General features: G+C 41.8%; 6 protein-coding genes. All 6 read right to left on the bottom strand.

Features of this window, described 5'->3' with window-relative positions; all coding sequences use genetic code 11:
* Window positions 1-17 precede the first annotated feature (17 nt).
* The 6 genes from LVD17_RS26705 to LVD17_RS26730 all read right to left on the bottom strand — a co-directional run bounded on the left by LVD17_RS26705 (window position 18) and on the right by LVD17_RS26730 (window position 22979).
* Window positions 18-5636 (bottom strand): non-ribosomal peptide synthetase, encoded by a 5619-nt coding sequence (locus LVD17_RS26705; RefSeq protein WP_233763164.1) that lies wholly within the window; start codon window positions 5634-5636, stop codon window positions 18-20.
* Window positions 5633-18472: a non-ribosomal peptide synthetase gene (locus LVD17_RS26710; protein ID WP_233763166.1), complete on the bottom strand. Its 12840-nt coding sequence runs from the start codon at window positions 18470-18472 to the stop codon at window positions 5633-5635. Before LVD17_RS26710 ends, LVD17_RS26705 begins: the two co-directional genes overlap by 4 nt.
* Window positions 18473-18569: 97 nt before the next feature.
* Complete coding sequence (locus LVD17_RS26715; RefSeq protein WP_233763169.1) at window positions 18570-20963, bottom strand: ABC transporter permease; 2394 nt, start codon at window positions 20961-20963, stop codon at window positions 18570-18572.
* Window positions 20953-21864, bottom strand: coding sequence for a glycosyltransferase family 9 protein (locus LVD17_RS26720; protein WP_233763172.1), 912 nt, complete (start codon window positions 21862-21864; stop codon window positions 20953-20955). Before LVD17_RS26720 ends, LVD17_RS26715 begins: the two co-directional genes overlap by 11 nt.
* Window positions 21854-22060 (bottom strand): hypothetical protein, encoded by a 207-nt coding sequence (locus LVD17_RS26725; RefSeq protein ID WP_233763174.1) that lies wholly within the window; start codon window positions 22058-22060, stop codon window positions 21854-21856. The genes LVD17_RS26720 and LVD17_RS26725 overlap by 11 nt, the downstream gene beginning before the upstream one ends.
* Window positions 22047-22979: a glycosyltransferase family 9 protein gene (locus LVD17_RS26730; RefSeq protein WP_233763176.1), complete on the bottom strand. Its 933-nt coding sequence runs from the start codon at window positions 22977-22979 to the stop codon at window positions 22047-22049. Before LVD17_RS26730 ends, LVD17_RS26725 begins: the two co-directional genes overlap by 14 nt.
* Window positions 22980-22990: the final 11 nt, after the last annotated feature.

Below are 22990 nucleotides of genomic sequence, written 5' to 3' on the forward strand. Positions count from 1 at the left end.
AAAGTAATAGGTTTTTTTTAAATAATACTATGTGACTTTGAGCGAAACTCTGGAGATTTTCTTAGTATAAAGCCTGTAACCTCTTCAACATTCTCCGGCTGTAAAAGCCTATGGTGTGTAGTTCCAATGTAGTGGCAATGAAAGTCCCCGGAAGTGAAGGGTTTCCATTTTTCCATCTCAGTGCTATTGATATTATCAGAAGCTTCAATGGCAATTATGTCTGCCGCAACACTTCCTGAAGGGCTATATTTATTCAGCAACTGGTAATTGTGGTATACCAGCTTCTTAATTCTTTCCATATCAGGCAGCTTTATTTGTTCAAGCCATGCCTGAAGCTCTCTTTCCAGGATTTTATCTATTTCACCTTGCTGTAACTGGCTGTTCCCGCGTCCCGTTCCACGGTCAATGATAAACAAGTCAACCGTGTAACTAAGGCTCTCCAGAATCTTGGTCATTTCGTATGCTACCGGCACCCCCATAGAATAACCGGCTACGGTTACATGCCTTGGGTTTCTGTTGACACGTACTATCTCATCTACCATGGAGTTTGCCACCTGCTCTATGCTCATATCAAAGGTGGCTTCATGATCAAAACCTTTATATTGCAGGCCATAGATGTTGAATTGCTGCTCAAGATGCCTGGCAAGACTCATAAATACAGTAGAAGAACCAATAATCGGTGGCACGAAAAAGAGCTCCGGGCGATAATCAATAATGCTTCCGAGTTTGCACAGCAGATCTTTTGACTGATTATTATGCTCAAGTACAAGCGCTAACTCACTAATCGAAGCATTATTAAACAAGTCTTTAAGTGTGAGATCATAACCCAACTCCTTATACACGGCAGAGATGATCTGTGTGGCTTTGATTGAGTTTCCTCCACTTTCAAAGAAGTTATCGTCAGTACTCACTGACGTTTTTAAAATATTTTGCCAAATTGTTAACAAGCTCCTTTCAAGCTCATTTCTTGGCTCCTTTACCTGTTTGCTTTTATGAGATGCTATCTTTTCTTTTTGGAGTAGCTTCCTGTCTACTTTACCAGAAGGTAACAGCGGCAATTCGTAAAGCTTAAAAAAGTACGTAGGAATCATATAAGTCGGCAATTTACCTTTCAGGTAGTTTTTAAGCTCATAGCCTCTGCCTGTCTTTTCTGACATCATAGGAGGTAATGGAAGCGCCTCTTCGTCTATTTTTCCATTGATAGTTTTTGGGAAATCATCCACCTTGATAAAATAAGAAGGAACCATATATGCAGGCAATTTACCTGATAGAGCTTCTCTTAATTCACCTGTATCCGGCTCATTTTCAGAAGAAATAAAGTAAGTCACCAGCTGCTTTATATCATCCCCATCAACTTTTGTAGTGGTATAGGTATTTGCCGTGAAGCCCAGTTCTTTCAATGCATGATCAACGGCCATAGGTTCCACCCTGTACCCTCTAACTTTTGCCTGCCTGTCTTTCCTCCCACAAAATACCAGCAATCCTTGATCATTTTCACGTGCCAAATCTCCGGTACGGTACATTCTACCTTCACCAAAAAGGTTAGGAAGGAAGTTTTCATGAGTTTCCTGTTCTCTATTCCTGTACCCCCGGGCTACCCCCACACCAGCAATATACATTTCTCCAACTTCACCATGAGCAACTGGCTCCGTTTGATCGTTCAAAAGATATATTTGATGATTGGGAATACTCTTTCCTATTACGTTACTCATTGAAGTATGTACTATCTGGGCAAAAGAGGCACATACGGTAGTTTCGGTTGGGCCATAGGTGTTATACAGCTTCACTTTATCAATAAGCTGATCTATAAAGGATGGCCTGAGTTCATCGCCTCCACTTATAATAATTTCAGGGAGCACGGTCAACTCACCTACTCTATTGTTGATTTCATTAACTACTAGAGGAGTGGTACTTAAAACAGCATGGGGGTAAGTATTGATAGCATCTATGATGGCATCAATATCACGTCCTCCATTGGGCAGTACTACAAGGGTTGCCCCTGTACATAAGGTAGGAAATATCTCTTCTACAGCGGTATCAAAGGCAAGCGATGATTGTTGGAGCACACTATTTTTAACTTCAAGCTTAAAGTAAGCTTTAAAGGTATTAATATAGTCAACAACGGAACGATGCTCCACCATTACTCCTTTAGGCTTACCCGTAGTACCTGATGTATAACACACATAGCAGAGGTCTCCGTCATTAGCAGTATTAAATGAGTGATCTTCCTCATCAGTTTCAGGCACTGTCCCTTCATACACTAACCCCGGCACACCTCCCATGCCTCTATTTCTATTTTCTGAGTCAGTAATTAATAATTTGGCCTCTGTATCAGCAAGTATGTAGTTGAGTTGAGCGTCAGGGGTTGACGGATCAACAGGAACATATACAGCTCCCACTTTGATCAAAGCAAGTATAACTATTATGGTTTTCTCTGATCTGTTCATTAGTATACTTACCAGATCTCCTTTACCTACTTGTAGTTCAGTGGCTAGATATTTTGCAAGCTTGCTAATCTCTATATGGAGTTGTTCGTAGGTTAATTGTTCACCTTCTGAGATTACAGCAATTCGATTGGGGTAACGTTGTACGGCCTCATCAAACATCTGCATCATGCCTGAGCCATGTTCAACAGGTTGTATCTCGTCTTTAAAACCTTCAACGTCTTTTATCCCTACCAGTAAAGATGTGGGGCAAGGAGTATCCACCTTGGCGCTTTTCTCAACATAAAAGGCCACAAGGTGATCATTATCGTAATCATCCTTTTTTGGAACAACAGCAACTTCTTGTATTGCGGGGTGCTGCAACAGTGCTGTTTCTATTTCTCCTGGTTCAATACGTGCCCCCCATAAACTTAGCTGATTATCAAACCTTCCCAGGTATTCTATCATCCCGCTTTCATTCCACCTGCCGCGATCTCCTGTTTTATAAAGTCTTGCATTAGCCACTCCCGAATGTTCATCCGCAATGAACCTTTCATTTGTTTTTTCAATACTGTTTAAATACCCTTCGGCAAGAGCAACCCCACCAATGGCTATTTCTCCTGCCACACCTACAGGAAGAAGCTGAGCATTTTCATCTATAATATATAGCTTCACGTTTGGCAAGGGTTTACCAATCGGTATAATATCATCATCTGCTTTGGCCTCATAAAAGGAAACTTCTATTGAAGCTTCTGTAGGTCCATAGAGGTTAATCAAAGGAATGTTCATTACTGTGTAATATCTTTTCACTGTTTCTTTTAACAGAGCTTCCCCGCTGGAGAATACAAACCTTAAGGATGAGCTATTGAGCGCCTCCAAATTATCCAGGCCGAGAAACTGATTTAAAAGGGTTGGAGAAAAGTGTACATAGGTAACTCTATACTTCAGTATGTTATTATAAACATGTTCTGAAGAGTTATTATCGGCAACAAACAACTTAGCCCCATAGCAAAGAGGCATATACAGCTCCCCAATGGAAACATCAAAAACATAGGGTGTTTTTTGATAGATCAGGTCTGCCTCAGAAAAGTCATAAGCATTCCAAAGCCAGCTCATTCTATTGATCAGGCCCCTGTTCTTAATAAGAACACCTTTCGGTTGTCCGGTGGAACCTGATGTGTAGAGTATAGCAAATATATCATCCGGAAGAACCTGGACATCAGGATTAGCCGGCTCGTGCTCACCAACACCAGAGCAGATCGTTGTAAAATCAATGCCCTTAACATCAGTATCCATTTTCTGCATACACTGCTCAATCTGTTCATCACAAATGATCAATTTGGGTTTTGCATCATCTACAATGTACTGCATCCTTTCCTGTGGGTAATCCGGATCAACAGGCACATATACTATTCCTAATTTAATAAGCCCGACTAAACATATAAGCCTGTCAACATCAGGGCGCATAACTACCACCACATGGTCATGTTTACGCAGTGAATAGTTGTCTCTTACCCTTTGGACAAATCGATTTGCGGCCTGATTTATTTCCCTGAAAGTGTAACTCTTGTACTCAGAAACCACGGCTACATGATCGGGTTGCCTCTTTGCCTGTGCCTCGATCAGGTCTTTAATGCTTGTTTCATATTGTATGCTGCTATCCTGATAGTTAAATTGCTTCGTTATCTGCTGTACTTCACCCTCTGTTAGCATACCAATCTTCTGAATCGGCAAATCAGGGTTAGTTGCAATGTTTTGTAAAAGCAAGCGAAGATGACCGGCCATCCGCATCATTTTCTCTTTTTTGAACAGTCCTTTGTTGTAGTTTATGATTACTCCCAGCGACTGATTTTTGTCTCTGATGAAAGAGAAAGTAAGGTCAAATTTATTAACTCCGTTATCAACACTTTCTATGGTGTCCGACGTTTTTTTATCTGCAGAACTAATGTATCTCGAGGAGTCGACATAGGAGAGCATCACATCAAACAAGGGATTCTGATTAAGATTCCTTTTTACATTAAGCTCGTCAACCAAAAGATCAAATGGGTAATACTGGTGTTCAAAGCCTGTAAGTACTACATCACGTACGCTTTTCAGAAATTCAGTAAAACATTCGCTTTCTTTGATATGATTCCTTAAAACTATGGTATTGCCATAGTAGCCTACCTGATTTTCCAATTCAGGGATGTCTCTACCTGTCACCGGAGTCCCGATAAGGATATCTTTTTGATTGGTGTACTTATGTATTAAAACATTAACTATACCTACCAGTACAGTAAACAAGGTTGTATCATACTGATTGGCCAGCGCTGTTAATTTCCTGATATGAGCATTTCCAACATCAAATGAAACTGCTCCTCCCTGATAGTTTTTATCATTCTCCCTTTTATTATCCACTGGCAACTCAATTTCAGGAATCTCTCCTGAAAGGTTTTTCAGCCAGTAATCACGAGATTCTCCAAGTTTACCTTCCTTCAATTGCTTGTGTTGCCAGGATGTATAATCCTTGTATTGAAATGCCAGTGGAAGCAGAGAAAGTGGTTTTCCATCCTTAAAATGATTGTAATACTCCAGAAAATCATTCAAAAGGACCTTCATGGACCACTCATCTGTAACGATATGATGCAGAACCAATATTAAGACATAACTATTATCAGGTCGCTCTACCAATGTTGCTCTGATGGGCGAAACACTCAGATTCAAAGGTTGAAACATCTCTTGCTTTACCAGCTCATCAATACCTGTTTCAGACCTTTTTGACCTTTCAATAGCAAAATGGAAATCTTTTGCCTTATGTACTTTTTGACGAGGTTCACCTTCAATAGTATGGATGGTGGTGCGTAAGATCTCATGTCTATCCAATAGTCTATCAAAAGCGTGCTCAAACGCATCTATATTTAATGAGGGAAACGAATATACCATCGGCACATTATAAACGCCGTCTGCCTCTACTACCTGATCCAGTATCCAAAGCCTGCGCTGTGCGAAGGAAATAGGGTAGTGATCCTGCTGCTCAACCGGACTTATTGTATGCTCAGGCTTACGCACCTGATTGAAGAAGTCCATGATTTCACTTTTCTTTTCTTTAATCTCATTTAATATTTCATCCGAAAGATCCTTTTTAGATGATTTGATCTTCAGGCTTCCCTGATCAACAGAAAGAATAATGTTGTGATTATTCCTTAAGGACGTAATAAACTGATCAATTCTCATAGTGTAAATTCGATAATATCGTCCTGGCTTTCAGAGTGTATTTCAATCTGGTTAGCCGTAATGATGTAATCCGAAAGGTCCTTTATAGTCTGTTTGTTAAAAACCTCCCTCACGGGCACCTGCACCTTCAACTCCCTATACACCTTGTTTACCATCATAGTAGCAAGCAGAGAATGTCCCCCTAATTCAAAAAAGCTTCTCGTCACGCTTATCTTATGTTCAGGTAGCCCCAATAGACCGGACCATATAGTTATCAGGCTTTCCTCAATATGATTTGAGGCCTCCTCAATGTCGCCTGAAATGGCAAACTCAGGATGTGGCAGTGCTTTTTTATCTATTTTTCCTGTCTGCGTCAATGGCATCTCTTCCAGATACACATAGTATGATGGTAACATGTAAACTGGTAAAGACGCCAGCAAAAATTCTCGTATGTCAGCAGTGCTTACTTCCTGCCGGGCCGTGTAATAAGCCACAAGCACCTTTTCACCATGATGATCCGCAAGGATTATCTTTGTATTTATAATATCACTATGTTCTCCCAGACAGTATTCAATTTCTCCCAACTCAATCCTTAACCCTCTGATCTTAACCTGATCATCGTTTCTTCCCATGAATAAGATGTTTCCGTCCGGAAGCCACTTTGTAATATCGCCTGTCTTATAAAGTCGGCCTCCCTGAGCCGAAAGGGTGTTGGTTAAGAATTTTTCTGCTGTTAGTGTTTTGTTGTTGAGATATCCTACTGCCAATTGGTCGCCTCCAACGTACAGTTCTCCGGCAACACCAACGGGCACAGGTTTCAAATCATCATTAAGTATGTACAACTGAGCATTAGCAACCGGCTTCCCTATGGGCACTGATTTTAGCTCCTGATTGTCCCCTCTTTTAAACTCAAACATGGAAACAGTTACTGTGGCCTCTGTAGGCCCATAGGTGTTGAAGAACCTGCAATGTTTGCTCCATTCATCAGCCAAATGGTAATCACAAACTTCTCCTCCTACCACCACTCTTTTCAGGCTGCCATGTGCCCCTGGAGTAATAGTTTTCAGGAAGCTAGGTGTAGTATGCATATGGGTGATTTCATTGCTTTGCAGGTATGATTCAAACAGCTCATGATCCAGCCTGTATTGATCCGGGAGCAACACCAGTGTAGCTCCTGTAGTTATGGCCATAAATATTTGCTCAACCGAAGCGTCAAAAGTAAAGTCGCTGAACTGTAAAATTTTCTCGCCCTCCTCCAAAGGGTAAGCTTTGACCTGGCTTTCGATAAACTTATTCAGGCTATCGTGCGCGATAACTACACCTTTTGGTTGTCCCGTAGAACCTGACGTGTATAATACATAGGCTGTCTGACTGGCAGATATTTCTACCCCTTTGAAATCAACTAAAGCTGATTGATCAGCCAGGTTATTCATCTGTATAATTTCAATACCAGAACCTTCAAAACCAGCTAGATCACCACCTCCGATCACATATTTAGCCTGCACATCTGTGATAATATATTCTATCCTCGACGCAGGATACATGGGAGATACGGGAAGATAAGCGCAGCCTGCTTTCAGTACCCCAAGCATCGCCACGATCATATCCATATTTTTCTCATGACAAATAGGGACAATCGTTCCTGGCTCTATCCCCAGTTCGCTCAGGGTATACGCCACCTGGCTTGAACGTTCATCAAGTTGGCGATAAGTCATTCTTGAATTGTCATACACCAGAGCAATGCTATCCGGGGCCTCTTGCACTCTTGCTAAAAATGCCTCTATAACATGATTAAAGATCAACTTTGCCGCTGGCTTTTGCTGTATACCGCTAAACTCGTTGAGTAACTGATCCTGTTCAGCCTGCTCCATGAAATCAATATTGCCCAATCTGATTTCCGGATTGCTACAAATAACCTCGATGATACTTTTCATATATTTTGCAAAACGGCCTACCGTATCTTCTTCAAAAAGATCTGCATTATATATGAAGTTAAGGTTTATCTGGTCGTCGGATTCGGTGGCAGATAAATTCAGGTCAAACTTAGCCAATGGATTCCCTGCCCTAAATGGACCAATCTTAATACCTGACATCTCCACTTCGGTTTGTTCAAAGCTCTGATAAGAGAACATAACTTCGAATAACGGGTTTCTTCCCGGGTCTCTCTCAATCCTGAGTTTATCCACCAGCTCTTCATAAGGGTATTGCTGATTATCAAAATAAGAAACCACCTGATCCCTCATTTCACTGAGAAAATCTCTGTAAGTCAACTCCCTCTTAGGGAAACTACGTAATGGCAATGTATTTACAAACAGACCAACAACCTGCTCGATATCAGCATGCTCTCTACCCGCTACCGGAGTACCTACAACCAGATCCTCCTGATTGCTCAATTTGCTTAAAAGCACATAGTACGTCGATAGCAGGGTCATAAACATGGTACTCCCCTCCGACTGTGAGATCTCCCGAAGCTTATGTGTAGCTTCTTCGGACAGGTTGAACCCTACTACCCCTCCACGAGAACTTTTATACTTTGGTCGTTGATGGTCCGCAGGAAGTTCCAGCACCGGTACTTCATCGGAAAATATATTGAGCCAAAACTCTTGTTGGGCTGCCTGAGATACTTTTTGCTCCTTCTGCTGTCTCCATTCAGCATAATCTTTATAAGTTAGCTTCACCCCGGGTAAGTCTTCTCCATTATAAAGGGATACAAAATCTCTGAGCAGAATTTTTTGTGAGATACCATCACTTATAATGTGATGAATATCAACCATAAGGAGGTGTTCATTATCTCTATCAGTAAATGAAACCAAACCCACCTTGAGCAGTGATCGCTCACTCAAATCAAATGGTCGAATGAACCCCTTTATCGCTCCGGCAGCTTCATCATACAGACATGTCTTATACTTAATATTCAAATCAACGCTATCATGAACTTGCTGTACAATCTCTTCATCTACCTCAACAAATGAGGTTCTGAATGCATCATGCCTGCTAATCAAAGCCTGGAAGGCCTGTTCCATCCTTGCTCTATCCAGTTCTCCCTGTAGCCTGTACATCTGAGGCATATTATAAGTCACTGCACTTTTGTCGAACTGCTGCAGAAAGTACATTCGCTGCTGAGCGGAAGACAATTTGTAGTAAGGCTGCCTTTCAAGTGCAGGAATAGGTTTATAAATTCTACCTTCTGACTCACGGATGTACTGGCTAATCCCCCTGATATCCTGGCGCTTGAATATTTCAACCAATGGCACGTCAACCTGAAGCAACTTCTGAATGGCATTGACCATAACCATCATCTTCAGGGAATGTCCACCCAACTCAAAGAAGCTTTGATCGGTACTTATCTTTTTGGGGTCAACCTTCAACACCTCTGCCCATACAGCCACCAGTTGTCTCTCCAGATCATCTATTGGCTGTTGCTGACCCTCTGCATTAACAATGGAAACAGATATTAATGCTTTTGTATCTATCTTCCCTGTCTGTGTCAAAGGCATCTGGCCCAGATGCACATAGCTGGAAGGCAGCATATAGGCTGGCAGACGTTCCAGTAGAAAGCTTCTTATATCCACGGGCATTAATTCACTCCCCGAGACATAATAAGCTGTTATAATTTTTTCTCCGTGATGTCCGGTTATTAATACCTTACAATGCTTAATCTGAGTATGTTGTCCAAGGTGATACTCTATCTCACCCAGCTCAATTCTCAAGCCTCTGACCTTTACCTGATCATCATCTCTGCCAATAAATATAAGATTACCATCAGGCAGCCATTTTACAATGTCACCTGTAGCATATAGCTTACTATTTTTAATCTTATCAAAAGGGTTTTGTACAAACTTCTCGTTATTGAGCTCATCTCTGTTCAAATAACCTTTGGCCAGTTGCTTACCTCCAATATATAGCTGACCTGAAACACCTACCGGTACCAACTCCATCCGGTCATCAAGCACATAAAACTGTGTGTTAGGTACAGGCTTACCTATAGGCACCGATTTTAACCGGGGGGATAGGTCAGACTTAAACTCATAGGCACAAACCGTAATGGTGGTCTCAGTGGGACCATACTTGTTGAAGAAACGGCAATATCTACTCCAGGCTTTTGCTAAATCATACTCACAAAGCTCTCCTCCTACTATTACCCTCCTTAGGCTGTCATAGTTATCCGGCGAAATGGTCTTCAGGTAGCTCGGTGTGGTATGAAGGTGTGTAATGCTATGTTGTCTCAGAAAAGATTTAAATTTCAAACTATTCAACCGGTCCTCTTCCGGAAGCAACACCAAAGCTGAACCTGATGTAAATGCAATGAATATCTGTTCGATAGAAGCATCAAACGTAGGGTCACTGAATTGCAGTATCCGTTCCTGACTCTCCAGTCCATAGTATTTTACCTGGTGTGATATATAGTTGCTAAGGCTTCCATGCTCAATCGTCACTCCTTTAGGCTGCCCTGTAGAACCTGATGTGTAGGTAATATATACCGGCTGCTCCGGCCTGATTTTAATTTTAACCGGCATGGATGCTCCCATACCTGTAGACGAAACAATATCATCTAAAAGAATCACTTTTGCTCCATCAATATCAAGCCCCTCATTACTCTGTTTATTACTAATGATACCTACAGCACCTGAATCTTGTAATATGTATTGTATTCTTTGCTTTGGATATTTTGACGACAGCGGCAAGTAAATACAACCTGATTTGATCACGCCCAAAATGGCTGCAATCATATCAATACTCTTCTCGAAGTACACTGCCACCACTGATCCTTGCTTCAAGCCTGACTCTGTCAGGTAATGCGCAACCTGGTCAGATCGTTCATCCAGTTGCTGATAGGTAATAGTGTGTTTGTCATTACCTACAACGGCTATATTATGCGGCTCATGAGTTGTTGTCAACCTGAACGCCTCAACAACAGTTTCATAATCCACACTGCTGTCAGTGTTATTAAAACCCGATATCAGGGTTGATTTTTCTTCATCACTTAGCAGTTCAGCCTGACGTACCGGAGTATTACATTGGGTAACGATATCATACAGAAGTTTTTCATAGTGATTCAGTAATTGGTTTATGGTATCCCCTGTGAAGAGATCTTTTCTATAGACCATGCCCAATTGAAGACCATCATCGCCTTCGTTCACTACAAGATTAAGATCAAACTTGGCCCGGCTCCTATCTGTACCCGCACGCTCCAGGGTCAGTCCCTCCAAGGCTATAGCTTCTGCCTGTGGTGTATTTTGTAACGAAAACATAACCTGAAAAATCGCGTTCTGATTGATGTCCCGCTCGACTTCCAAAGCATCAACTATCTTCTCAAAGGGCACCTCCTGGTTTTCATAAGCCTCCAATGTTGTTCTCCTAACCTGCTGAAGAAACTCCGAAAATGAGTGTTCTTCAGCTATTTGTGTCCTAAGTGGAAGGGTGTTAACAAAAAAGCCTATCAGCTCTTCAAATTCTTGTTGCAGCCTTCCCGCTATTGGCGTACCAACACATATATCTGTCTGGTTTGTGTACTTATAAAGTAATACCTTGAAAGCTGCCAGCAGAGACATGAAAAGGGTAGCATCATGTTGTTTCGATATTTCATTTAGGCCTTTAAGTATTTGCAGAGGCAGCTTTTTAGAAGCCACCGCACCGATAGCCCCGTGGTGACGGGAACGCTCAAAGTCGGTGGGTAAATGAAGTGTAGAAACATCTTCAAGTTTCGACTTCCAATATCCCATTTTTGCTTTCAGGTTGTCCCCGGATAAATGCGACCTTTGCCAAAGGGCATAATGGGCATAGGTACACGGCAAGGGCTTCAGTTCCGGTTTCTGTCCTTTTTTCAGACTGTTGTATATTTCTACCAGCTCATTGACCATTATAGATATTGACCATCCATCAAAGGCTATATGATGCAGCAAAAGCAGCAGCGTATGATTTTGTTCCGATGACCTGATCAATGTGACCTTAAGTGTATAATCTTTAGTGAGATCAAATGGGGCTTTAATGAGGGAATTGATATAGGCATCTTTATCCTGTCCGTTCAGCTCAGACTCATCAACTTTATTAATTGACCAGCCAGATGCTTCTTTTGTATACTGATACCCTATGCCCTCTTCTTCTTTGATCACGGTGCGCAGCACATTATGACGCTCTATGATGCTGACAAAGGCCTTTTGCAAAACATCGGTATCAAGCTGTCCCTTGACTTGAAATACCCAGGGCATGTGATAATCCACGCTTCCCTGAAGCCTGTCTATAAACCAAAGGCGTTCCTGAGCAAACGACAAAGGAACAGGACCATCAATTTTTTGAGGGACACTCACTTCATCTGTATCACCCTTTTCCAGTGATCTTAAGTGTTCTGCCAGATCATTAAGCCTGGGGTATTCAAAAACATCACCAATGGGTACTTTAATAGAAAGCGTTTTACGAATGGCCGATACCACTCTCGTGGCCAGGAGTGAGTGTCCTCCCAGATCAAAGAAATCGTCATGTGCACTTACTTCCTCTACTCCAAGAAGGTCTTTCCATATTTCAGCTATACCAGCTTCCAGATCGTCTTTAGGTGCCACAAATTCTGCATCGGTCTGGGTCACACTATCCTGAAGAGCTCGCTTATCTACTTTTCCATTGCTCGTGAGTGGCATACTCGCCAGTTCAAAGAGATTCTGAGGCACCATATATTCTGGAAGATTCCCCTTAACAAGATCCCAAACCTCATCTACGGCCGCACCTTCAGAAAGTACTACATAGCCTACCAGCTTCTTGCTTTCATTATTATTCTCCAACACGGCCACCACGCACTGCTTCACCAGCCCTGATTGAAGTATAATACTTTCTATCTCTCCCGGCTCAATTCTATGACCTCGTATTTTTACCTGATGGTCATTTCTTCCCATGTATTGCACGGCTCCATCGGGAAGCCATCTGGCAAGGTCTCCGGTCTTATAGATCCTTGTAGTTTCTCCATTATCCAGGATATAAGCAAAGTATTTATCATTTGTTGTTTCCGGGGCTTTCAGATATTCACGGGACAGTCCGGCTCCTCCCAGAAAAAGCTCACCTACGCCTCCAATTGGTACGAGATTACGATGTGCATCCAGAATATGAGCCGTTCTGTTGTTGAGCGGTCTTCCTATTGGAATACTTGCAGCACGCTTATCAATGCTTATGTTATGGGTAAGCGAGAATGTTGTATTTTCAGTGGGGCCATATCCATTGATGATCTGAAGATGCGGAAATTGTTCCTTTACCTTAAAAACATGAGTTTCAGATAGCTTTTCCCCACCTACTAATATAGCATTGAGGGACTCAAATATGGTGATATCGGTCTCGACCAATTCATTGAACCACCCGGATGTAAACCACATTTGAGTGATCTTATTCCTTCTGACCAGGCTCCTTAATTTATCGGTATCCAGTAGCTCATCCTCTTTGCCCAGTACAAGTGTGCCTCCGTTTAGAAGCATGCTCCAATACTCAAAGGTTGAAGCATCGAAGGACGGGGAACCTGTTGCCAGCAACCTGTCATCAGGAGTAAGGGTAACATATTCTACGGCTTTAACCAGACTTACGATATTCCCATGCTCCACCATAACCCCTTTGGGCCTTCCTGTAGAGCCTGAGGTATAAATAACATTGGCCAGACTGGAGAAGGATACCTTGGCATAATCAACCTCTGAACCCTGATGCTTTCCGATCTCCAGATCATCCAGCACCAACGGCTTAACAGATAAACTATTTACCTTATCAATATACTTGCGGTCTACGATAACGTGATTGCTGGCTGCATCTGCCAACATCAGGGAGATTCTTTCCTGAGGGTATTTAGGGTCAAGGGGAAGGTATGCTCCTCCGGCTTTTAATATACCCAGATAAGCTACAATCATCTGATGAGTTCTATCCATGCAGACCGGTACAATGGTCTCTCTGCCAATACCCAGGCTCCTAAGCCAACCAGCAACTCTATCAGACTGAGTATCAAGATCAGTATAGGTCAATTGGGAACCTTCAAATATTACTGCAACATGATTGGGCACACTGTCAACCTGCTCCTGGAATTTAGTCAGAATAGTATCATCTTGATTGAGTACAGCGTAATTTCCACTGAATGAAGCGATTTTAGTTTTTTCGCTTTCTGGAAGACTACTTACCCTTTTTAAAGGGGTGTCCATTGCCTTTAGCAGGCTTTGCAACAGCACTTCATAGTGAACCAGTAATTGGTTTGCCGTATGCGCTGAATATAGATCGGAGCGGTAATTTAAGTTTAGCTGCAAGCCATCATTATACTCAACAATATTAAGACTGAAATCAAACTTTGCAGTATGCCTGGTTGTACCTACACTGGTAAGCTTCAGTTCATCTCCAAACTGCTCACTACCAGCCCTGACAGCATTTTGAAGGGCAAACGTAACTTGAAAAACTGAACTCCTGCCCTGGTCCCGTTCAGCTTCTATATTTTTAAGAATCTGGTCAAAAGGAACATCCTGATTTTCGTAAACTTCCAAAACGGAATCTTTCACTTCTTTCAGTAATTGAGCAAAAGTACTGTCTCCATCAATTTGTGTACGCAGGGGTAATGTATTGACGAAATAGCCAATCAAAAGCTCAAGTTCAGGGCTTTGCCTGCCTGCAAGTGGCGTACCTATGCAAAGGTCAGTGGTCCCTGTAAACTTGTATAGCAATACCTTATAAACACTTAAAAGGGTCATAAATAAAGTCACTCCTCTGGCTGAAGAAACTTCTTTTAACTCGTTATAAATTTCTGTGTTTATTTTTCTGGAATGTACTGCTCCATTCACACCGGATGCTGTATCGCGCCGGAAGTCAGGTGCCAGGCTCAGGGGTTGCACTCCTGACAGTTTTTCGGCCCAGAAGCTCATTCTTTTCTCTAATACTTCCGGTGTCAGGTGAGTACGTTGCCATAGGGCATAATCAGAATATTGAACAGGTAACTCTTTTAGTGAGGGTTTTCTCCCTGAAGTGATGGCATTATACAATTCTGACAACTCACTAACCATAATGGGGAGTGACCAGGCATCAAATGCAATGTGGTGGATCAACAGGATAAGGGTGTGCTCGTTCTCATTCTTTCTCACGAGGCTTGCCTTGACCATAAAGTCGTTTTCCATATCAAATGGACGCGAAATGAACTCCTGAGTATAGCTTTCCAGGGTGTCTCCACTTAACACAATATCACGCTCTTCCATATGACTGATATGCCACTGCTCTGAAGGCAATACCTCCTGAACACCCTGACCGTCATGGTGAGCGATACAGGTTCTCAGCACCTGGTGCCTTTCAATCACATGTCTAAAACTCTCTTCCAGAATTGTGGTATCTACCTTACCTGTAAGCTTAAACACCCAAGGCATATGGTAATGCAAACTTCCCTGAAGGTTATGAATAAACCAGAGCCCCTCCTGCTCAAATGAAAGCGGCACAGGCCCTTTGTTGTTCTGTTTCCTGAGTACCTGGGTATATCGCTGACTTTCTGAATTATCTATATATTCAGCTAATTGTGAAATGGTTGGGTATAGAAATATATCTCTTATCGTAATATGGCTACTCACCCCTTTCCTAATGGCTGACACCATTTTTGTAGCTATAAGTGAATGCCCTCCCAGGTCAAAGAAATTACTTTCCGCACTTATCAGGTTTGCGTCCTGTCGGAGTAGTTCAGCCCATATCTTCAGCAATTTCAACTCCGTTTCACCGGCCGGAGTTACATATCGCTCAGATTCAATGGTACTTTCCGGCTCCGGAAGTTTGCTTCTGTCAAGTTTTCCGTTTGCATTGAGAGGAATATCTGCCATACTTACGTAAGCAGTGGGTATCATATACCCTGGCAAGCGTTTGGCCAGATTGTTCCTAATCTGATCGCTGGTAATACCTGACTTAGAAACATGATAGGCCACCAGGTGTGGCTCCCCATGAAGGTCTTTTAAAATTACACTACACTTCTCCACTCCGGAAATTTGGGCTATGGCGTTTTCAACCTCTCCCAATTCTACCCGGTAGCCTCTTAATTTAACCTGATTATCCGCTCTGCCTATAAACTCTATGGTGCCATCGGGCAAAACCCTTCCCATATCTCCTGACCTGTAGCTTCTTACAGCCGATTTACCCTCGGGCTCTAAAAAGGCCTTTGCCGTCTTTTCAAGATCACCCCAATATCCCAGAGCGAGATACTTGCTATGGAACACAAGCTCTCCTTCTTCATATACATCTGCCAACTCCAGATCAGGCCTTCTGATGTCTACTCTGGTATGAGCAACCGGATAACCCACAGGTACATACCCCTTTCCTGTCTTTGTATTTTTATCTATAAAATATTGTAACGCCAATGTTGACTCTGTTGGCCCAAGTCCGTTAATCATCAGACAGCTATCAGAAAAATAGCTTTTGTACCTCTCTACATCTTCCACCAATACTGGTTCACCACCCAATACGACCAATCGCAGGCTTGTACATGACGGTTTTGCCTTAAGTGTATCTGTAAAAAAACGGTAAACTGACGGTGTGGAATGGTAAATGGTGATTCCATGCTGATCGATAAGTTCGCTAAACCTGGAGAAATCGTCATTTCTTATATCAAAAGGAAAAAGTGTTGCTCCGTTGAGCAAGGCCCCATAAATGCTCATTTTGGACGCATCCGAGCAATAGTTCGACAATCCGGTCAACTTATCATCAGGGCTTATATGCAGGGCATTGGTGTATGTTCTGCAAAAGTGTAATGTATTGCAGTGAGACTGCATTACACCTTTCGGCTTGCCTGTTGAGCCCGAGGTATAAAGTATATAAGCCAGATCTGTCGGTTTTACCTCCACATCTTGGGCATGAGACGATATTGGCGCCGGCAGCTTATCGAGGTTTATCACCCGGATGCTTCTATCCATCTGCGATATAACCTCCTGAGCCAGTGCTTCATTTTCACCATTAGTGACTATGACATCTGCTTTGCTGTCATCAAGTATCTCAATAATTCGGTCTACCGGATAGGAAGTATCAATAGGAACATAGGGTCGCCCAGCCTTAAGCACTCCCAACATACCAACGATCATATTGGCTCCATGGTCAAACAACAGTGCCGCAGGCACCTGATCGTCCTGTACCAGACCATCCGCCAGTTGATGTGAAAGCCTGTCTAATTCTTTATAGCTTATAGCATCTTCTTGTGTACAAATAGCAATATGGTCTCCATACTTCCCGGCAATTTCAGAAAATCTTCCATGTATCGTCTGATCGATCTCTTCGAACGGATCAAAACTTTTCTTAACCTGAACTGAATTAGTAACCTCCGGCAGTGCGGACTGACTAAAAATGTCAAATTCACCAATGTGGGTTTCGGGTGAGGATGCAATCTGATTTACCAGCTGTGCAAACTGACTGAATACGTATTCAATGGTTTGTCTTTTGAATAACCCTCCATTATAGACACAATTCAGGTATAGTTTTCCCTCGTATTCCCTGGCATAGAGATTAAGATCAAACTTGGCAGTCAGCAAATCATTATCCTGGTATGAGTTGATCTCTATCCCTTCAAGGTGCCCGTAAGTGTCTTGCTTAAAATTGATCAGGTTAAAGAATACATCAAAAAGAGGGTTCCTGTTCAGATCTCTTTTAATATTCAGTTGTCCCAACAGGTTTTCGAACTGATAATCCTGATTTTGGAACGCTTCTACGGTGTTATCGCGAACTTCATGAAGAAACTGCATGAACGGCTTGTCATAACCGGGCTTATTCCTTAAAGCCAATGTATTTAAGAAGAGGCCTACTACATTTTGAAGGCCTTCACGCTGACGGTTAACTACCGGAGACCCAACAATAACATCACTTTGTCTGCTCCAACGTGCTAAAACAACATTGTACACCGCCAACAAAAATGAAAATAGTGTTACTCCCTGATGGGTAGCAATGAGACTTTTCACTTTATCTGTAGTCTCTTTCTCAAGTTCAAACTGATAGCTGTCACCTTTGGGGTTAAGTGCTGCTTTTGTTCTATCAAAATCAAGAGGAAGGTTCAATGGCTTTGACTCTGACAATTGCCTCTTCCAATAGGCTATTTTTTTATCAAAGTAACCTTCATCAAAGGTCTTACGCTGCCAAAATGCATAATCAGCATACTGCACTGTCAGTTCAGGCAATCTGACGGTTTTGTTTAAAACAATGGCATTGTATATCTCCTGAAACTCCCTGAAAAGTATAGCCATAGACATGCCATCGCAGGCAATATGGTGCACTGTCATGATAAGGTACACTTCCGAACCGGTGCGTTCCAGCAGATCTACCCGTAACATAAAATCCCGTGTAAGATCAAAAGGCTGCTTTTTCAGTCGCTCAATTTCCTGTTTTAACTTCTGTTCATCAAACTGCTGCCCCTGATGCAGGTTAATACTCCAGGTGTCTGATGGCTGAGTTGCCTGGTATGCCGTTTCATCATTTACAATCAGGTAAGTACGGAGAGCTCTCTGCCTGTCAAGAAGTACTTTAAAGGATTTTTCCAGATACTCATAACTTACCTTTCCATTAAGCTTAAACACGGATGATACGTGGTACTGCGATGAACCTTCCAGTTGATCAATAAACCAAATTCTTTCCTGGGCAAAGGACAAGGGAGCCTGCGAAGGATTATAGCCTCCGGAATTGATAACTTCTGTTATTTCAGGTACGGGCTTTTCGGTAGTATATTCTTGAAAGTACCTTTTAAGCAATGATTGCTCTGCTTTAAGTCGTTGTATAAAACTTTCGTTTAGTTTCTCCCCCTTAGGCACTTTAATAGATAGCTCGTCATTCTCATATAGTATCTTCACACCCAACTCGTTAGCTTCCCGGAGAATATCTATTACAGTAGAAAAGTTAAATTCTGACATTTTATACTTTGACTATTTTTTATTCAATGACTAAACCTGTCAAGCTTATGCTCAACAACTCACAACTTTTATCAAAGGGCCTCTCAAAAAGAGACCATTACTCATGCTTCAAACTGATAACCGGATTTTGTCTGGCTGACTTAACGGTGTGAAAGCTTACGGTAAGCAGAGCTATTAAGAGTGTAAATATTCCTCCCAGCAAAAAAGCCCACCAGGGGATGTTTATTTTATAGACAAATCCTTGTAACCAGGTATCAGCGGCATACCACGCTAAAGGTGAAGCAAGTATGAATGCAAGTATTACCAGTATCACGATCTCTTTGGTCAATAACCCAAGTACGCTGGTAGTGGAAGAGCCCAGCACTTTTCTTATCCCAATCTCCTTGGTTCTTTGTGCCATACTGAAGGCAGAAAGACCCAGTAGCCCCAGACAAGAAATGATAATTGCGATCAGGGCTAAACTGATAAACAGCTTTCCGAATCTCTCTTCTGCAACATATTGAGCGTTGTAGTCATCATCAAAGAAAAAGTAAAGGAAAGGCTTATTGGGAATAAGCTCGCGCCACTCTTTTTCAAGAGCTTTCATGGTGCCGGCAATGTCGCTTCCCTGAAGATCAAAAGACATAAATGTAAACAGCCCGGGTAATATTCTGATGGTCAGCGGCTGTACCTTGTTATGGAACGACTCAAAGTGGAAGTTTTTAACCACTCCTATGATCAGCCCGGTATCACGTCCCTGGTTAAATTCTTTTCCTATTACATCTTCGGGGTTATCATAACCCAGGCTTTCTACCGCCGACTCATTAAGGATCATAGCCTCGCGTAAGTCTGTAGCAAAGTCTTTGGAGAACCCTCGGCCTGCTATAACTTCTATACCGTACTGTTGTAAAAAATTATAATCAACAAAATAAACGTCTGACAAGAAGCTTTCTGTCTGGTTATTAATATCAGGTATCTCTGTATCGAATTTTCGATTGACTCTACCCGGTATGGCTGACGATATAGACACCTGCTCTACTCCCTGAACGGTACTAAACTTTTGTTTAAGAGACTCTTCATGTTCAATAACGCTTTTATCAAAGTGAAAATCCACAACCAGTTTCCTGTTCTTATTAAATCCCAAATCCTGATTTTTCATGTAATCAAGCTGTGAATAAACCACAACCGTAGAAATGATGAGGATGATAGAAATAGCAAACTGCATGATCACAAGAGCCTTTCGAAGACCACTGCCTTTTGCACCTGAAACCTGGGTACCTTTCAGGCTACTGATCGGGTTAAAGCGCGACAACACTATGGCGGGGTATATGGCTGAAATTACACCACTGAGTACGGCAATGAAAAACAGCATAAGCACCTGCTGGTAGTTATCAAAGATATTGGTACTGATCTCTTTGCCTATGATTTGATTGAAAGTGGGCAACAGAAGTGCAGCTATTACAAGTGCCAGCAAGAAGGCTATTATTGAAAAATACAGTGCATCTGAAAGGAATTGAAAAACCAGTTGCTCCTTCTGTGCTCCCAAAGCTTTTCTCACTCCTATTTCTTTGGCTCTTTTTACTGACATGGCAGTTGAAAGATTAATGAAATTGAAGCACGCAATAAACAGTACTAAGCCCGCTACGATGGAAAATATGTATATCTTGTCAATATCACCCGTTACAGCTGAACCATAACGGCTGCCTCTTGGAAGTGCATGCAGATAAAGGTCTTTTAAGGGTTCAATAAGATAAGTATAAGTTACATCCTCTTTTTGAATATACTTTTCGGGATACCCTTTTAGCTTTGCATTAAAAGCTTCAGCATCTACCTGCTGATTGAATAACAGGTAGGTGTAAAACCCAAAACGTGTCCAGTTATCATTCATTCGGGGGTTCCACTCCTGTAACAGGGTGGTCATTGATAACAAAATATCGACTTTGAAATGTGAGTTTTCCGGCATATCCTCAAAGACAGCGGTAACCTGGGCAGGCTCAGTTCCATCCAGCATCAATGTTTTACCCATACAGTCAGTTGTTCCGAAATTTCTCATGGCCGCAGACCTGGATATGGCCAGGCTGAAGGGCTTGGTCAGGGCAGTTTTAGGGTTTCCATGAACAAATGAAAAGGTAAATACAGAGAACATGGAAGAGTCTGCGTAGGCAATATTCTCTTCTGTATATTGATCACTTGATTCATTTTTCAGGATCAGATAATCAAGAAACACTCTCGCAAATGACTCTACCTCAGGGAATTCATCCGTTATCATTGGTCCCATCGGAGCTGAACTGCTCTCGTTGGTCACTCCGGTGGGGTTCTCTATATCTGTTACCAGTCGGTATATGCGATCAGCATTGTCATGGTATCGATCATAGTTAAGCTCAAAATCGATAAAAATAAATGCAAAAAAGCATACGCATATCCCTACGACCAGTCCTATCAGGTTAATGATTGAAAAGCCAATATTATTTTTAATAAACTTTAAAGACGATTTGAAATAGCTAAACAGCATATTTTTGAGTTTTATAAAGGTTTAAGTTATTTTTCTCCATCTGAGAGACCAGGGCCTCCCTTACTTCTTCTACCGTAATGAGTTTCATGCATTCATGGTTGTAAACACACCGGTATTTCCAAAGGTAATAGTAGCAAGGCGAGCATGGCACATTCTTATAAATATTGATGTTGTTGCTATGGCCCCAAAACACCGGACTGGAATCTCCAAACAATACAACTCCGGGTGTACCGAAAGCATTAGAGACGTGAGACATTCCCGCATCTACACCAATAAATCCATCTGCCTGACTCATCAGTGAAAATGCTTCTCTCAGAGTTGTCTTGCCTCTCCAGTCCATAGCCCCCTCCACTTTTGCTTCATCCTTAAAACCAATTTGTATAAACGTATATTCAGGCAGGGATTTTACCAGTTCGTTCCACTTTTCAATTTCCCAAAGGTGGTTTGGTGCTACTCTGGAATGAACGTGCATTAACACTACCTTCTTATACTCTCTGAGTTTTTCTTTTGCCCAGGCCTGCTCTTCGTCCAGCAGATAAATTTCATTATTATCCTTTTCGAGGGTAATATCAAATATATCCGCAGCTATATGTTTAATGCTTTTCGAGTATAGGTTTGGAGGGTCTACATGCTGAAAAGAAAATACGGTATAATTAACCAGTTTCTTATTAAACAAGTAGGCATACAAATGGTATGGGTACCTCCACATAGATTTCCAATGCAGGTAACGCAAAGAATCAATATACGGATTATTGGCCAACACGTCCATATGATTCTTTTTCATACAATATACTACTATATCTCTTTCCTGATCCTGTTCTTTCAGAGCTCTGATGGTAGGTGTACACACCAGAACATCTCCGATGCCTCCCCAGGAAATCAGTACCAATTCATTCCTCATTGATCACCCATTTTAATTGATCTATTACCATACTGTTAACCCTTTTTTCAACATCCAGAAATCGACAAATTCTTTCATTTCTCTGAAAAAAAGGTTTATTGAGTTGATCATTGATCCCTTCGTTGATCTTATCCAGCCTTTGCTGAAAATGGGCTATCCTTGCTTTAATGTCTTCGGTGTCTTTATGATTTTGCATAGTCTAAATGCACTGTTTTAATTTCTGATTGATCTCTACTCTCCACTTGTTTGATAAGTGCCTGCTTTACTTCTTCCACACTTATACTATCCATGCACTCATGGTTATAAATGCATTTGTTTTTGAACAGATAGTAAAAACACGGTGAGCATGAGACCTCTTTGTAAATATTCAGGTTATTGTCATGTCCCCAGAAAACTGGGCTGGAATCTCCAAATAGTACCACTCCTTTAGTCCCAAAAGCATTGGTGGCATGTGAAAGGCTGGAGTCAACCCCAACAAAAGAAGATGCGTATTTAAGCAAAGCAAACGCCTCTCTAAGTGTGCTTTTCCCTCTCCAGTCAATTGCCCCTTCTACCTTCTGCTCATCAGTGTTTCCCACCTGGATAAAGTTATATTCCGGTAAACTCTCCACCAGAGTATTCCATTTTTCCAACTCCCAATGGTGATTTTGCGACGATCTTGAGTGGACATGCATGATCACCGGAGTTTTAAATGGGCTAAGTCTTTCTTTTGCACTTTTCTCTTCCTCTTCAGTAAGGAAAATCTCCACCTTATCATCTGCAAGCTTCAGGTCAAAAATATCTGCCACAATATTCTTCACACTCTTCTGATAAATATGGGTAGGTGCCACCGGCTGAAAGAAAAGGTAGTTGTATGTCTCCCTATGCTTCCTCTTATGCAAATACTTATAAAAGTGAGCAGGATGCTTCAATAAGGTAGCTGTCTTTAAGCTCCTCAATGAATCGATATAAGGATTATGTTTAAATACACTATAATGTTTTGGGCCAAGGTGATATAAGGTGATCTTTCTTTGAGGATCCTGCTTCTTAAGCGCTCTCAAAGTTGGTGTGCAGACTATAGCATCACCAATGCCTCCCCATGAAACCAAAACAAGTTCACTTTTCTTTTTCCCCATACTTAACGTTA

Source organism: Fulvivirga ulvae, assembly GCF_021389975.1.
Taxonomy (GTDB): Bacteria; Bacteroidota; Bacteroidia; order Cytophagales; family Cyclobacteriaceae; genus Fulvivirga; species Fulvivirga ulvae.

What these genes read in the sequence shown, in the direction of transcription:
- LVD17_RS26705 (WP_233763164.1), bottom strand. Translation starts at nt 5,636, where the DNA reads ATGAGAATTGATCAGTTTATTACGTCCTTAAGGAATAATCACAACATT.
- LVD17_RS26710 (WP_233763166.1), bottom strand. Translation starts at nt 18,472, where the DNA reads ATGTCAGAATTTAACTTTTCTACTGTAATAGATATTCTCCGGGAAGCT.
- LVD17_RS26715 (WP_233763169.1), bottom strand. Translation starts at nt 20,963, where the DNA reads ATGCTGTTTAGCTATTTCAAATCGTCTTTAAAGTTTATTAAAAATAAT.
- LVD17_RS26720 (WP_233763172.1), bottom strand. Translation starts at nt 21,864, where the DNA reads ATGAGGAATGAATTGGTACTGATTTCCTGGGGAGGCATCGGAGATGTT.
- LVD17_RS26725 (WP_233763174.1), bottom strand. Translation starts at nt 22,060, where the DNA reads ATGCAAAATCATAAAGACACCGAAGACATTAAAGCAAGGATAGCCCAT.
- LVD17_RS26730 (WP_233763176.1), bottom strand. Translation starts at nt 22,979, where the DNA reads ATGGGGAAAAAGAAAAGTGAACTTGTTTTGGTTTCATGGGGAGGCATT.